Origin of the sequence: Nannocystis pusilla, from assembly GCF_020073745.1 — a bacterium.
Lineage (GTDB): Bacteria > Myxococcota_A > Polyangia > Nannocystales > Nannocystaceae > Nannocystis > Nannocystis radixulma.
The window spans coordinates 53,035-67,477 of record NZ_JAIRAU010000016.1 but is presented as its reverse complement, the minus strand read 5'-3'; the positions used below and the strand labels follow the sequence as shown (position 1 = coordinate 67,477).

10 protein-coding genes are annotated in these 14,443 nt (G+C 74.5%); 4 read left to right on the top strand and 6 right to left on the bottom strand.

Annotated elements, in window-relative coordinates:
- Positions 1-61 precede the first annotated feature (61 nt).
- Positions 62-1,111 (top strand): radical SAM/SPASM domain-containing protein, encoded by a 1,050-nt coding sequence (locus tag K7C98_RS14660; protein ID WP_224192268.1) that lies wholly within the window; start codon positions 62-64, stop codon positions 1,109-1,111.
- Here K7C98_RS14660 and ahcY read toward each other — a convergent pair whose 3' ends face one another.
- Entirely contained in the window at positions 1,112-2,383 is a 1,272-nt protein-coding gene (ahcY, locus tag K7C98_RS14655; protein WP_224192267.1) for an adenosylhomocysteinase, read from the bottom strand.
- Positions 2,384-2,569: 186 nt separating this feature from the next.
- Here ahcY and K7C98_RS14650 point away from each other — a divergent pair, with 186 nt between their 5' ends.
- Together K7C98_RS14650 and K7C98_RS14645 are read left to right on the top strand one after the other, a co-directional pair.
- Complete coding sequence (locus K7C98_RS14650) at positions 2,570-3,502, top strand: LysR family transcriptional regulator (RefSeq protein WP_224192266.1); 933 nt, start codon at positions 2,570-2,572, stop codon at positions 3,500-3,502.
- 212 nt (positions 3,503-3,714) lie between these two features.
- Complete coding sequence (locus K7C98_RS14645; protein ID WP_224192265.1) at positions 3,715-4,437, top strand: OmpA family protein; 723 nt, start codon at positions 3,715-3,717, stop codon at positions 4,435-4,437.
- A gap of 132 nt (positions 4,438-4,569) precedes the next feature.
- Here the strand turns inward: K7C98_RS14645 and K7C98_RS14640 are convergent, their stop codons facing one another.
- The 3 genes from K7C98_RS14640 to K7C98_RS14630 all read right to left on the bottom strand — a co-directional run bounded on the left by K7C98_RS14640 (position 4,570) and on the right by K7C98_RS14630 (position 7,064).
- Positions 4,570-4,893 (bottom strand): hypothetical protein, encoded by a 324-nt coding sequence (locus K7C98_RS14640; protein WP_224192264.1) that lies wholly within the window; start codon positions 4,891-4,893, stop codon positions 4,570-4,572.
- 137 nt (positions 4,894-5,030) lie between these two features.
- Complete coding sequence (locus tag K7C98_RS14635) at positions 5,031-6,197, bottom strand: hypothetical protein (RefSeq protein WP_224192263.1); 1,167 nt, start codon at positions 6,195-6,197, stop codon at positions 5,031-5,033.
- 54 nt (positions 6,198-6,251) lie between these two features.
- Positions 6,252-7,064 (bottom strand): alpha/beta fold hydrolase, encoded by an 813-nt coding sequence (locus tag K7C98_RS14630; RefSeq protein ID WP_224192262.1) that lies wholly within the window; start codon positions 7,062-7,064, stop codon positions 6,252-6,254.
- A 97-nt stretch (positions 7,065-7,161) separates the two neighbouring features.
- Here K7C98_RS14630 and K7C98_RS14625 point away from each other — a divergent pair, with 97 nt between their 5' ends.
- Positions 7,162-7,725: a DUF4269 domain-containing protein gene (locus K7C98_RS14625; RefSeq protein WP_224192261.1), complete on the top strand. Its 564-nt coding sequence runs from the start codon at positions 7,162-7,164 to the stop codon at positions 7,723-7,725.
- On the opposite strand, the gene K7C98_RS14620 is transcribed toward K7C98_RS14625, so the two are convergent.
- Positions 7,708-9,072, bottom strand: a complete 1,365-nt coding sequence (locus tag K7C98_RS14620) for an amidohydrolase family protein (RefSeq protein ID WP_224192260.1) — start codon at positions 9,070-9,072, stop codon at positions 7,708-7,710. The genes K7C98_RS14625 and K7C98_RS14620 overlap by 18 nt on opposite strands.
- Positions 9,073-9,203: 131 nt before the next feature.
- The gene (locus tag K7C98_RS14615; protein ID WP_224192259.1) at positions 9,204-14,234 is read right to left on the bottom strand and encodes an AAA family ATPase; all 5,031 of its coding nucleotides are present in this window, start codon (positions 14,232-14,234) and stop codon (positions 9,204-9,206) included.
- Positions 14,235-14,443: the final 209 nt, after the last annotated feature.

Genomic DNA, 14,443 nt, shown 5'->3' with positions numbered 1-14,443 from the left:
GTATGCTGTCCTTTGGGTCATGTGTTGTGATTGTCGCGCCGTCCGGCGCACCGGAGGCGTCATGAGGATCTCGCTCCCGCGTCCGTCCCTGGCGCAGCTGCGGCGGCTGGTGGCGCGCTCGCCCGCCGCGGTCGCGCTGGCCAAGCGGATCTACCGCACGCCGGCGCTGCAGCGCACGCCGCTGTTCCGCCGCTTCATCCGCACCCGCGTGGCCGCGGCCGACGCGGCGGTGCGCGCCGGGGCGCCGCCGCAGCTGTGGATCGAGACGGTGCTGACGTGCAACGCGAGGTGCACGATGTGCGTCCACAGCGAGCGCAAGATGGTCGGGGTGATGCCGATGGAGCTGTTTCGCCGCCTGGTCGACGAGGCGGCCGAGTGGGGGATCGGGTCGGTGTGCCTGAGCATCTACGGCGAGCCGATGGTCGACAAGCGCTGGCTCGAGCGCGTGCAGTACGTGCGCGCGGCCGGCATGACGTACAACTTCTTCTCCAACGCGAGCATGCTGACGCCGGAGCTGGCGGCGGCGATGCTCGAGCTCGGCGGCTGGTCGGAGGTCAACTTCAGCGTCAACGGCTTCTCGCAGGCGGTCTACGAGGCCGTGATGCCGCCGCTGTCGCGCGAGCGCGTGTACGGCAACATCGAGCGGTTCCTCGCGCTGCGCCGGGCTCACCGCGGCGCGGTGCCGCGGGTCACGGTGTCGTGCGTGACCCTGGCCGAGAACGTGCACGAGCTACCCGAGTTCGTGCGCTACTGGCAGCCGCGGGTCGACCGCGTCAGCATCGCCGACCGCACCGACTGGCTCGGCGAGCTCAAGAAGACCGACAGGGCCGCGCCGGTGCGCGGGCGGCTGCGGGTGATGGACGACGCGCAGTGGCAGATGCCGTGCCCGGCGCCGTGGCACAAGCTCTACGTGTACGCCGACGGGCGCGTGGCGCCGTGCTGCGAGGACGCGGCGCTGCGCCAGCTGATCCTCGGCGACGCCAACGACAACACGCTGCGCGAGATCTACCACGGCCCGGCCTACGCGGCGCTGCGCGAGCGCCACCTGAGCGAGCGCCGCAATTCACACCGGATCTGCGGCAGCTGTCGCGTCAACTGGCCGTGGATCTGATCACGTGCCGGTCGTCCAGGCGCGCAGGTACTCGCGCTGGTCGGCGCTGAGGACGTCGATCTCGACCCCGAGCGCGCGCAGCTTGAGGCGCGCGACGTCTTCGTCGATCGCGCGCGGCAAGGCGTGGACGTCGGCGGCGAGCTCGCGCGCCGAGGCGAGCACGTACTCGGCGGCCAGCGCCTGGTCGGCGAAGCTGAGGTCCATGACCGCGGCCGGGTGGCCCTCGGCGGCGGCGAGGTTGACCAGGCGACCCTCGGCGAGCAGGTAGATCCGGCGGCCGTCGGGCTGGCGGTACTCGTCGAGCGAGGGCCGGATCCGCCGCCGCTGCGGGGCGAGGTCGGCGAGCGCCGCGAGGTCGAGCTCGACGTCGAAGTGACCGGCGTTGGCGACGACGGCGCCGTCCTTCATGGCCGCGAACTCGGGGCCGCCGATGACGCCGCGGTTGCCGGCGACGGTGACGAAGACGTCGCCGAGCGCGGCGGCGCGGGCGATCGGCAGCACCTGATAGCCGTCCATCGTCGCCTCGAGCGCGCGCAGCGGGTCGACCTCGGTGACGAGCACGCGCGCGCCCATGCCGGCCGCCCGCGCGGCCAGGCCGCGGCCGCACCAGCCGTAGCCGCAGACGACGAAGCAGGCGCCGGCGAGCAGGCGATTGGTGGCCCGCAGGATGCCGTCGATGGTGCTCTGGCCGGTGCCGTAGCGGTTGTCGAACATGTGCTTGGTGACGGCGTCGTTGACCGCGATCACCGGGTAGCGCAGCACGCCCTCGCGGGCCATCGCCCGCAGGCGCGTGACGCCGGTGGTGGTCTCCTCGGTGCCGCCGACGAGCGCGTCGCCGAGCGCGGCGTGGCTGGTGTGCACGAGCGTGGCCAGGTCGGCGCCGTCGTCCATCGCCAGCTGCGGGCGGTGGCCGAGCGCGGCCGCGAGGTGGGCGAAGTAGGTGGCCCGGTCCTCGCCGGCGCGGGCGAGCACGCCGACGCCGTCGTGCACCGCCAGCGCGGCGGCGACGTCGTCCTGGGTGCTGAGCGGGTTGCTGGCGCACAGCCGCACCTCGGCGCCGCCGGCCGCGAGGGTCCGCACCAGCGCGGCCGTCTCGGCGGTGACGTGCAAGCAGGCCGCCACCCGCACGCCGGCGAGCGGACGCTCGCGGGCGAACCGCTCGCGCACGGCCGCCAGCACGGGCATGGCCCGCTCGGCCCACTCGATCTTGTCGCGCCCGCGCGGGGCCAGGGTCTCGTCGGTGATGTCTGTCGCGTTCGTCGTGGTCGTCATTCGTCGCTCGCCCGCGCCTCGCGGGCCCTCCCGCCGACGAAGATGCGGGCAGCCGACGCATCAGTCACGTTCGAGATTCTCGGGGTTCGCATCACCAGGGCTAATGCCATCGCGGCCGGGAGAGCACGCGGGCGAGCGACGCATAAGCCTCGGTCGAGCGCGGGCGGCGTGCTATAAGGCGAGCTGATGCTGCCGGACTTCAACCGCCTGCGGGTGTTCTTCCACGTCCACGAGGCGCGCAGCGTCAGCGCGGCCGCGGCGGCGCTGCACGTGACGCAGTCGGCGGTGAGCCAGAGCCTGGCCAAGCTCGAGGACGAGCTGAAGGCGCAGCTGTTCGTCCGCCGCCACCGCGCGATCGTGCCGACGGCGGCAGGCGAGGCGCTGTTCGCCGTGGTCGCGCCGTTCGTCGCCGGGCTGCAGGAGCGGGTCGGCCAGATCCACCGCGCGCGCCACGAGCTGGCCGGCACCCTGCAGATCGGCGCGCCGGTCGAGTTCGGGTCGCACCGCCTGCCGGAGGTGCTGGCCGCGTTCGCGCGCGTGCACCCGGGGGTGCGCTTCACGCTGCGCCTCGGGCACCCGGCCGAGATCGTGCCGCTGCTCGAGGAGGGCCGGCTCGACCTCGGGTTCGCCGATGTGTTCGAAGGGACAGGTGCAACCGGGACCCGGCTCGCGGGCTTCGAGGTCGCGCCGGTGATGGAGGAGGCGCTGCTGCTGATCGCGGCGCCGGCCGTCGAGGCCGAGCTGCTGCAGGGCAGCCGCGCGTTCGCCCGCCTGGCCGCGGCCCGCTTCGTCGACTACCACGCGAGCGCGCCGGCGGTGCGCGGGTGGTTCCGCCACCACTTCGGGCGCGTGCCGGCGCGGCTCGAGCCGGCGCTGGCGGTGGAGAGCGTGCAGGCCGTGATCGCGGCGACCAGCGCCGGGATGGGCCTCGGCGTGGTGCCGGCCCACACGGTGGCGCGCGCGCTGGCCAGCGACGAGCTGGTGGCGATCACGACGCGCCGGCGAGCGCTGACCAACCGGATCTCGCTGGTGCGCCTGCTCGACCGTGTGCCGAGCCGGCTCGAGCGGTCGTTCGTGGCCTTCGTGACGCAGGCGCTCGGCAAGCGCGCGTCCGGGTGAGCGGCGGCGTGCGTCCACCCGCGTCGAGGACACCCTCCGGAACTCGAGCCCCTGCGGGCGCCGGCGCGTCGGTGAAAGTCGGCTGAAATTTCGTCGAGCGGCGAGCCGCGCGGTCTCGAGGCCCCGATGCGGTCTCCCCAACCGGGGTCACGCGTGGTGACGTGACCTTCGGCTCGGCTCGAGCCGCGATCTTTCGGGTACACATGATCTGCGTGCGCCGCATCGCCCTCGTCCTCGCTTTGGCCTCGTGCCGACCCGCGGCGCCGGCGGCCCGGTCCGTGCCGGAGCCCGGCGATCCGTGCGCGAGCGACCCGCAGGCGGCCGGATGCGCCGCGAACGGCCGCGACGACCGCCGGCACGATCCGGTCGCCCGCCCCGTCGCGCCCAGCGATCCTTGCCCCGCGGGCGCTCCCGCGGGACCCGGTTGCCCGCCGCTCGACAGCGACGACGACCGGATCGTCGACGCCGACGACCGCTGCCCGCACGAGCCCGAGGACCACAACGGTCTCGAGGACGACGACGGCTGCCCCGATCAGGCGACCCGCATCGTGATCGTCAATACCCACCCCGCTCGTCCGAAGCACATCACGTTCGCCCGCGCCGGCAGCACCCGCCTCCCGGACCACGCCGAGAACGTGCTCGCCGAGCTCGTCAAGGTGCTGCGCGAACACCCCGCGGTGCGCGTGGCGATCGACGGCCACGCCGACCCACGCGAGGCGAACAGCGAGGCCGGGCGCGAGCGCCTCGGTCTGCGTCGCGCCGAGGTCGTCCGCGATCACCTCGTCGCGCAGGGCATCGACCCGGCGCGCATCGAGCTGCGCTCGTTCGGCGGGACTCGACCGCTGACGGCGGGCGCCACCGACGACCAGCGCGCCCGCAACCGCCGCGTCGAGCTCCTGGCCCTCGACCCCCCGCAGCCCGCGACGTCTCCGTGATCAGCCCGGCGGCTCGCGCACCACCTGGCCAGCTCGACCCGCTCGCTCCGCAACACCGAGGGGGAGCGTCAACGGTCGGTCGAGGGGCCGAGGCTCTGTCACCGAAGTGAGCGCGCGAGGCGACGGCGCGCGTCATCCGAACCGTCGTCGTACGCGACGATCTCCAGATGTTGCACGATCGATGCGCAGCTGATCGAGCAGCGCGTGCTGGTGGACCCAGCCCTGGTAGGCGAGCGGGACGTCGCGCTGGCGCGGGCGCGCACGCGACAGCAAGAGCAGCGGGTAGTGGTGGCTGCGGGCCTGGAGGTCGAACACGCGGCCGGCGTGGGTGGCGATCAGCTCGACGTACTCCTCGTCGCGGCTGACCGCGAAGCGGAGGTGCAGGTCGTCGAGCTGCGGGGCCGAGGGCGCCGCGTTCGCGGTCGGCGGCAGCGCCTCGGCCTCGGCTCCATGCACTCGACGAGGGAGAGCTCGCGCGCCGGTGCGATGACGCTCACGACGCGACATCCACATCCACACCTGCGCCATCGCCTCCGCGGCCGGCATGCATGACGCTCTCGTCGGTCCGCACGTACCCTCGGCGAATACGTCCCTCAACGCGCCTGCAGCCGGATGCCGCGGGCGCGCGCCAGCTCGACCGCGGCATCGGCGTGCTCCCACACCGTCGATACCCACGCGTCGCCTTCCCGCGACTCGAGCGCCGCGACGAGCGCCTCCGGCGTGTGCGTGGGCTCGAGCGCGAGCGCCAGCGTGCGAGCGCTCGCCGCGTGGCGGATGGTCCCGAGGTCGTCGTCCGGCGCGTACTCGACGTGCACGAGCACTTCCTCGCCCAGCGGCGAGAAGTCGACCGGGGCCGTCAGCATGTTGCTGTCGATCGCCAGCACCCGCAGCGCCGGTAGCCGGGACTCGCGCAGGAACGCGTCGAGCAGCCCCCCGTCCAGGCCCTCGAGCAGCAGCTCTTCCAGACACTCGCTCGCTATCGCCGGCAGCGTCGGCGACAGGCTGTGGACCCCCAGCTCGACCAGCCGCGGCAGCACCCGCACCGCCTCCGCGAGCCCGTCCAGCTCGTCGAGCACGACGATCAGCGACTGCAACCACGGCAGCGGATGCCGGGCGATCGTCGCCAACCACAGCGGGTCGTCGACGTCGTGGAGCTGGCGCAGCACCGGCCAGATCGCCGTCTGCGGCAGCGCCTCCGCCTGGTCGGCCGTCAGCGTCCGCCGCACCAGCAGCCGCCGCTGACCGATCCACTCCGGCTCATCGTCTCCCTCGTCGTCGATCACGCCCCCGTACAGCAGCTCCGTCTGCCGCTCCCAGTACGGCTGCTCCACGATCCCGACCGCCTGCCACGGCGCGTCGTCGACCATCGCCGCGCTCCACACGAGCGGGCGCCCGTCGGGCCAGTGCGTCGGGCGCTCGCCGCGGCCGAGCCGTCCGACCAGCCAGCACGCCTCCTCCGCGGTCAGCAGGTGCCGCGCCGTCGCCTTGAACGGCTCGCTCCCGCCGTCGAGCAGCCCGATGATCTCCGGGGTGTCGCTCGCCCCGAGCGGACTCTCGCCGTCCATCCGGATCAAGAACCCCGAGCCCACCGCCTCCTGGTCCTCGTCGAACCCCGTCCAGTGGATCGCCGCGTATGTCCGTCCGACCTGCACCGCGATCTCGAGGTTCTTCCACTGCCCCCGTGGGTCCGCGAACAGCCGCGCGAGCGCGTCCCCCGTCATGCTGTCCGAGTCGCCCCCGTTGTCGATCGTCACCGTCATGAGCTTCTCCGCAGGCGGACGACCACGTGATGCGCCTCCGTGCTCGCCAGCAGTTCACGCGAGCGCTGCGAGGAATTGCAGCACGGCGGCGTCGAAGGCGGCGGGGGCGTCCATGTTGACGCAGTGGTTCGCGTCGGGGATCACGACGTCGGCGCGGCACTGTGGCTCGCGCTTGGCCCACTCCGGGCCCTGCCTGGCGATCGAGCCGGCACGGCTCAGCGCGCCGCGGACGAGCATGAAGGGGCGGGCGATCCGGTAGTCGGGCTCGTCGCGCACGCAGCCGAGGGTAGCGAGCATGACGTCGAGCACGTCCTGCTTGGTGAGGCGGGACATCGCCTGGTGGCAGTAGGCGCGCACGTTCTCTCGGGCCGAGATCGAGCGCGCGCTGTGCCGGAGCAGCGCGCCGTAGGGGTAGAGCTTGAGCAGCGCGGGGGTCAGGCGCAGGCCGAGGCGCTCGAGCGCAGTCAGCGGGGCGGTGTTGCAGGCGCACTCGACCAGCACGAGCGCGCGCACGCGGTCGGGGTGGCGCCGCACGAACTCCTGCGAGAGGTTGCCCCCCATGCTCTGCCCGACGAGCACGGCCTCGGCGGCGCCGGCGGCGTCGAGCAGCGCCAGCATGTCTTCGAGGGCAGTCGCGACGCTGAAGCGCGCGCTGGTCGGGCGCGACAGGCCGTGGCCGCGGACGTCCCAGACGAGCACGCGGTGACACGCGGCGAGGGCGGCGAGGTTGTCGCGCCAGAGGTCGTGGTCGAGGCCGGCGCCGTGGGTGAGGAGCACGAGCGGGCGCACGGGGTCGCCGACGAGCCAGTAGTGCAGCGGACAGCCGTCTCGCATCAGGACGTGAGCGTCGTGCGCCGCGAGCTGCATCGCTCCAAGGTTGCCAGGACGCCGCTCCGGGAACAAGATCGGCGACGCGGCCTCGTCCGGTGAGCAATGGCGTCGAGATCCGGCTAGCATCGCGTCCATGCGCGCGTGGACCGACCTGGGGCCGCTGCGACGCGGGGACCCGCGGCAGCGCAGGGCCGCCATCGTGCTGGAGGAGCTGGCGATCTTCGAGCGCCTGGCGGCGTTTCATCCCGCGCTCGCGGGCACGTTGCCGCTGCCGATCCACACCGAGGCGAGCGACCTCGACGTGCTGTGCGAGGTGCACGACCGGGACGCGTTCGTGCGCGCGTGCGGGGCGTACGCGGCGCGGCCGGGGTTCGTGGTGCAGCACGTGGCGGTGCGCGGGGTGGCCTCGACGGTCGTCAACTTCCGCGCTGGCGAGTTCGCGGTCGAGCTGTTCGGGCAGCCGCAGCCGGTGGCGGCGCAGCACGGCTGGCGTCACTTGCAGGTCGAGGCGCGCGTGCTGGCGCTGGCGGGCGCGCCGGCGATCGCCGCGATCACGCAGTACAAGCGCGAGGGCCTCAAGACCGAGCCGGCGTTCGCCCGCTGGCTCGGGCTGCCGGGCGACGATCCGTACCTCGCCGTGCTCGCGCTCGCGGACGCGAGCGACGACGAGCTGCGCGCGCTACTTGCCCGCGGCTGACTTCTCGAACACGACGGCGCCCTCTTTCACCACCGCGACCACGTTGTGGATGTGCTCGATCTGCGACAGGTCGCCGTCGATCACCACGAAGTCGGCGAGGTAGGCGGGCCGGATCGCGCCGAGCTGGTCGTCGACGCGCAGGAGCTTGGCGGCGTTGGTGGTGGCGGTGGCGAGCGCCTCCATGGGGGTCATGCCGACGTCGCGGACGAACACGTCGAGCTCGCGGGTGCTCTGGTCGAAGGCGGTGTAGACGGCGTCGGAGCCCATGACGATCGAGACGCCGGCGGCGTGGGCGGCGCGGGCGGTGGCGACGTTGTCGGCGATGAAGGCGTCGAAGGCGGCGTGCTTGTCGGGGCTGAAGCCGAAGCGCTCGATGTTGTCGCGGTAGTAGTGATTGTGGTGGATGGTCGGCACGTAGGCGACGCCGCGCTCGCGCATGGCCGCGAGAGTCTCGGGGGACAGGTGGCGCGGGTGCTCGACGCTGTCGGCGCCGGCGCGGACGACGTCGTCGGTGACGACGCCGAGGGTGTCGTGGACGGCGACGGGGATCCCGCGCGCGTGGGCGACGTCGACGGCGGCCTTGATCTCCTCGTACGAGTAGGTGCGCTCGCCGGTGAGGTCGTCGTCGCTGCCGGTCGAGGCCCACAGCTTGACGACGTGCACGCCGGCCTCGATCTCGCGGCGCACGGTGGCGGCGATCTGCTCGGGGCCGTCGGCCTGGCCGGGCCGGTTCGACTCCTTGGGCGCGAGGCGGGACGACCACACGCCGTCGCCGGCGCCGAAGATCCGCGGGCCGACGAGCTCGCCGGCCTCGATCCGCCGCCCGGTCTCGAGGTCGAGCATGTTGTCGGAGCCGAGGTCGCGGATGGTGGTGACGCCGAGCGACAGCAGGGTGCGGGCGTTTACGGCGACCAGCGGCTCCAGCTCCTCCTTCGACTGGGCGATCTGGAACGGGTCGTGTGGGGCCCGCTCGCCCCACGCGGGGTCCCAGCAGAAGGTGATGTGGGTGTGCGCGTCGATGAGCCCGGGGATCGCGGTGTAGCGGGTGTAGTCGACGAGCTGGGCCCCGGCGGGCAGGGCCTCGCCCGCCGCGAGGACGCCGTGGAAGCGCTTGCCGTCGACGACCACGGCGCCGCCCTCGACGACCTGGTGCGGGGCGGTGACGACGCGGGCGAACCGGTAGACGGTGAGGGTGGAGGCGGGGCTGGCCGGAGGGACAGGTTTGTCGGCGGGCGGGTCGTCGGGCCGACAGGCGAGGCCGAGCAGCGTAGCGAGGCCGAGGACGACGGCGGCGCGGGCCCGTCCGCGCGGGTGGGGGGAGTCGCCGACGATGTCCGAACGTCGCAAGCGACCGCGCGAGACCATGCCAGGGCGAGGATGCCGGAGGCGGTGCAGCTTGTCGAGGCGACGTCGCCGCGGCCCGGCCGCACCTGCGCCGCGGGTCGGGGGTCACAGGTGGCAGGGCGTGGGCCGGGGCATCACTCGCGCGGCGCCGGGAGACGCAGCACGAAGGTCGAGCCGCGGCCGGGGAAGCTGGCGACGTCGATGTCGCCGCCGAGGAGGCGGGCGAACCGGTGGGCGAGTGCGAGGCTCACGCCGCTGCCCTCGTGGGCCCGCGTGGGCGCGTCGTCGAGCGGCTGGAAGGCGACGAACAGGCGCGGCAGGTCGTCGGCCGCGATGCCGACCCCGGTGTCGGCGACGCGCAGCTCGAGCCACGGCGCGTCGCCCCGGACGACGGCGGCGAGGCGGACGGCGACGCGGCCGCGCGAGGTGAAGTGCACCGCGTTGTCGACGAGGGTCTGCACGCAGTGGGCGAACATGCCGGGATCGGTCAGGCAGACGCCGAGCGTCGGGTCGAGGTCGAGGTCGAGCGCGTCGCCGCGCGCGTACGCCTCGGCCTCGCAGGCGGCCACCGCCTCGCGCACGATCGCGGCCGGGTCGACGGCGACCCGCGCGGGCCTCACGTCGTCGGCCTCGAGCCGTGACAGCTCGAGGATGTTGGTGAGCGTGCGGACCAGGCGGACGGCGGCGCGGCGGATCCGGTCGGTGTCGGCGTCGATCGCCGCGAGGTCGCCCTCGGCCGCCGACTCGCGGATCAGCTCGGCGTAGCCGATCACGGCGTTGAGCGGGGTGCGCAGCTCGTGGCTCATGTTGAGCAAGAAGCGGGTCTTGAGCCGGTCGGTGCGCACGGCCGCGTCGCGGGCGCGGGCCAGGTCCTCGTAGAGGCGGGCGTTGTCGATCGAGGTGGCGATCTGGGCGGCGAGGTGGCGCAGCAGCACGAGGCGGCCGCTGCCGAAGGTGTGCGGGGCGAGGTCGTTGTCGAGGTAGAGGACGCCGACGAGCCCGCCGTGGCCGAGGATCGGCGCGCACAGGACCGAGCGCACGCCGGCCAGCGCGGGGTCGCCGGCGAAGTCGTGGTCGACGGCGGCGTCGGCGAGGACGACGTCGCGGCGGGTGCGGGCGACGAAGTGGACCAGCGACTGCGGAAGACCTGGCTCTTCGGACATGGCCCGAGATTGCAAGACGTCGAGCCGGTCGGCGGCGACGTCGGCGGCGGCGGCGATCTGCAGGCCGCCGTCGCCGGCCAGCAGGACGAAGCAGCGGCGGGCGCCGGCGACCTCGACGACGGTGCGCACGAGGGCGCGCAGCAGCCGCGGGAGCACGAGCTCGCCGGTGATCGCCCGGGTGCTGCGCAGGAGGGCGGCGACGTCGACCGCCTCGGCGCCGGAGCTGGGCGGGCCGGGCGGCGGCGGGGCCACGGGGGCGGGGGCGGCGAGGCCGGGGAACTCGGCGCGCAGGCGGGCGGCCAGGGTGCGGGCGCCCCAGCGGTCGTAGCAGTCCGCGGCTGCCCCGAGGTACATGTTCGCAAGGACATGTAACTCGCGGGCCAGGGCGTGCCGGCCGGCCCGCTCGAGCGCGAGGGCCTCGATGCGCAGGTGACCGGCGCGGCGGGCGGACTCGACGGCGCGCGGGTAGAGCAGGGCGGCCTGGTCGTGGTCGCCGCGGCAGCGGGCCAGCTCGGCCTCGGCGAGCAGCAGGCGGCCCTCGATGTTCTCCTTGCACAGCTCGGCCCAGCGGCGCAGGTGACCGAGCCAGGCGAGGGCGCGTCGCTGGGCCTTGGGGTGCAGCGGCTCGCCGGGGCCGGTGAGGGCGAGCAGCCCGAGGGTGATTTGGTCGACGAGCAGGAGGGTGCCCTCGGCGCGAGCCCAGCGCATCCGCTTCGACAGCGCGCGGGCCTGGTCGTAGGCGCCGTGGTGGTAGAGGAGGGCCAGCTTGACGAGGTGGTAGGCCGAGGAGAGGGCGCGGCTGTGCGGGCCGAGCTCGTCGACGAGGTGGTCCTCGTCCCAGCCCGGGCTCGAGAGCGAGGTCGGGCCGTCGGTCTCGCCGCGCAGGGCCATGCAGGTGCGCACGAACATCAGGTGCCAGCTGCGCTGATCGAGGCCGGGCAGGCGCGCGCCGATCGAGCCCATGGCGCGGGCGCTGGCCTGCAATTGATCGAGGTCGCCGAGGCCGAGCCAGCGGCCGTACATCGCGCCGGCGGCGATGTAGAGCGCCATCGACGGGTCGCCGATCTGGATCGCGCGATCGATCTCCCGCTCGAGCCGCGGGGCCACGGCGGCCAGCGGCTCGAGCCAGGCGTCGACGTAGACGCCGCAGTAGTTGGCCAGCTGCGGGCGGAGCCGCGGGTCGCCGAAGCGGTCGGCGAGCGCGTAGGCGGCGTCCTGCAGGGCCCGGCCGCCGGCGGGGTCGTTGAACATGTGGACGTGGATGAAGGCGTGGAGGGCGACGGCGATCGCCGACTCGCCGATCACGCCGTGGCGCAGCGACAGGCCCAGCGCGCGCAGGCCGTAGACGAGGGCGAGGTCGGGCTGGTGGTAGTAGGCCGAGACGCACATCGTCGACAGCAGCCGCAGGGAGCGGCGGATCCGGACGTCCTGGGCCTCGGGCAGATCGGCGAGGTCGCGCAGGGGGGCGCGGCCGCGGAGCCAGCGGACGGTCGCCAGCTCGCGCAGGAGGCTCAGGCGCGAGGCGCTGGCGGGCACCTGCACGCCGAGCAGGGCGAGGCCGGCGCGGCCGGCGGCGAGGGCGGCCTGGACGTTGGCGCGGTCGGTCTCGAGCCCGACCTTGAGGTCGTGGACGGCGGCGCGGTCGACGTCGTCGCGGGCGCGGGCCAGCAGCGGGGCGAAGCGGGCCTCGGCGGCGTCGGGGTCGCCGGCGAAGTGCTCGCACTCCATGCAGTCGCGGTGCAGCGCGAAGGCCAGCGGGTAGTGGGTCGACCAGGCGTCGTCGGGCAGGGCGGCGATGCCCTGGCGCAGCAGCTGCACCGCGGAGGCGAAGGCGGCGGCGCCCCTGGCCTTGCGGCCGGCGGCGAGGTCGAGCTCGGCCAGGCGCAGGCGCTCGGCGGGGTCGGCGAGGCCGGCGGCGGCGAGGTTGTAGTGGCCGACGATCTCGAAGAGCATGTCCTCGAGGACAGGTGGTGCGGCGTCGCGGAGCAGGCCGCGGGCCAGGGCGAGGTGGAGGCGCAGGCGCTCCGCGGGCGCGAGCGCGGCGTAGGCGGCCTGCTGCACGCGGTCGTGGACGAACTCGTAGACGTCGGCGTCGGCGGCGAGTACGAGGTTGCGCTCGATCGCCTGGGCGAGGGCGGCCTTGACGGCGGCCGGGTCGCGGCCGAGCAGGCCGGCCAGGCGGGCGACGTCGAAGCGGGCGCCGATGCAGGCCGCGGCCTCGAGGGCGGCGCGGACGTCGGGGTCGAGGGCGGCGAGGCGGCGGGTCATGAGCGCGACGATGTCGTCGCCGGGGGCGGCGCGGGCGGTGCGGGCGGCGTCCCACTCCCAGCCCTCGTGCTCGGGCGACCACACGAGCAGGCCCTGGTCGAACAGCCAGCGCAGGTAGGCGCGCACGAACAGCGGGTTGTTGTCGGTGTTGGCGGCGACGACCGCGGCGAGGGCCTCGGCCTGTCTTTCGGGCCAGGCGAGCGTCTCGCCGATCAGCTGCGCGACGTCGGCGGCGGCGAGCGGACCGAGGTGGACGCGCAGGTCGGCCGCGAGCCCGTGCAGCGGGTGGCCGGCGGCCAGCTCGTCGTCGCGGTAGCAGCCGACGAGGAGCAGGTGGTCGAGGTCGGGCTCGCGCGCGAGCTCGTCGAGCAGGCGGACGCTGGCGGGGTCGGCCCACTGGAGGTCGTCGACGGCGAGCACGAGCGGGGCGTCGGGGCCGGCGAACACGCGCACGAGGCGGGTGACGGCGGCGTGGAAGCGGCCGGCGGCCTCGGCGGGCAGGGCCTCGGTCGGGCGCGGGCGGACGCCGGTGACGAGCGCGAGCGCGGGCAGGACGTCGGCGAGGCCGGCCGCGCTGTCGCCGAGGGCGGCGAGCAGGGCGGTGCGGGTGGCGGCGAGGCGCTCCTCGGGCTCGGCGAGAGCGCGGCGCAGCAGGCGGTCGAGCGCGGCCAGGAGGCCGGCGTAGGGGATGACCCGCTCGACCTGTTCGAAGCGCCCGGTGACGAAGCGGCCGCCGGCCTCGCGCACGGCCCCGGCGAGCGCGCGCAGGATGCTCGACTTGCCCGCGCCCGAGGGGCCGGCGACGAGGGCGAGGGCGCGGGCGCCGGCGCGTACGCCTGTCCAAACGGACAGGAGGTCGGCGAGCTCGCGGTCGCGGCCGAACAGGGTCGTCGGCAGCTGCAGGCCCGGCGGGCGGTCGCGCGTGGCCGGCGGGAAGTCGGGCACCTCGCCGCGGGCGAACGCGTCGCGGCAGCGGGCGAGGTCGTGGCGCAGGCCGTCGAGGCTCTGGTAGCGGGCCTCGGGGCTCTTCTCGAGCAGGCGCAGGACGATCCGCGACAACGTGTCCCCGAGGACAGGTTCGAGCGCGGCCGGGGCCGCGGGCACGCGCGCGAGGTGGGCGTGGACCAGCTCGAGCGGGTCGTCGCTGGCGAACGGCAAGCGCCCGGTGAACAGCTCGTAGAGGGTGACGCCGAGCGCGTAGTAGTCGCTGCGCGGGTCGACGTCGCGGCCGGTGCGGCCGGTCGCCTCGGGCGACATGTACTGCAGCGTGCCCTCGCCGGCCGCGGCGGCGCTGAAGTCGATCAGCTGCACGCGCTCGCCCTCGCCGTGGATGATGATGTTGGCCGGCTTGATGTCGCGGTGAACCACGCCGGCGGCGTGCACCAGCGCGAGCACGCCGCACGCCGCGAGCGCGAGGTCGAGGCGGGCCACCAGCGAGAGCTCGCGCCCCTTGCGGTAGCGGTGCAGCGCGAGCCCGCCGATGTCGCGCAGGACCAACACGGGGCTGGTGTCCCAGCGCTCGAGCGCGAGCACCTCGGGCACCGCCGGCCCGGCGCAGCGGCGCAGCAGCTCGGCCTCCCGCTCGAGCCGCGCCGCGCCGGCGCTGTCGCTGTACTCGCGCCGCAGCGCCTTGAGGATCACGCGCGCGCCGTCGCGACGACGGACCCCGCGGAACACCTGCGAGGTCCGACCGTCGTGGAGCTGCTCCGCGATCTCGTAGTCGCCGGCGCTCATGCCGGCTCAGTGTGCCTCGCCGCGACGGCGTTGGGTGAGCGCATGTGGGCGCTCGCTTCCGCGCAGCGCCGGCGGCGGAAGGGCCGCATCACCGCGGCGAGATGCCTCGACGCGGTGATCGAGCGCGAGCCCGACGGCCGTGTGCTGGAACTCCCGCCGGCGCGACCAGGCCGCGTCGACCGCCGGCGGCAGGTCGGACTGCTGACAAT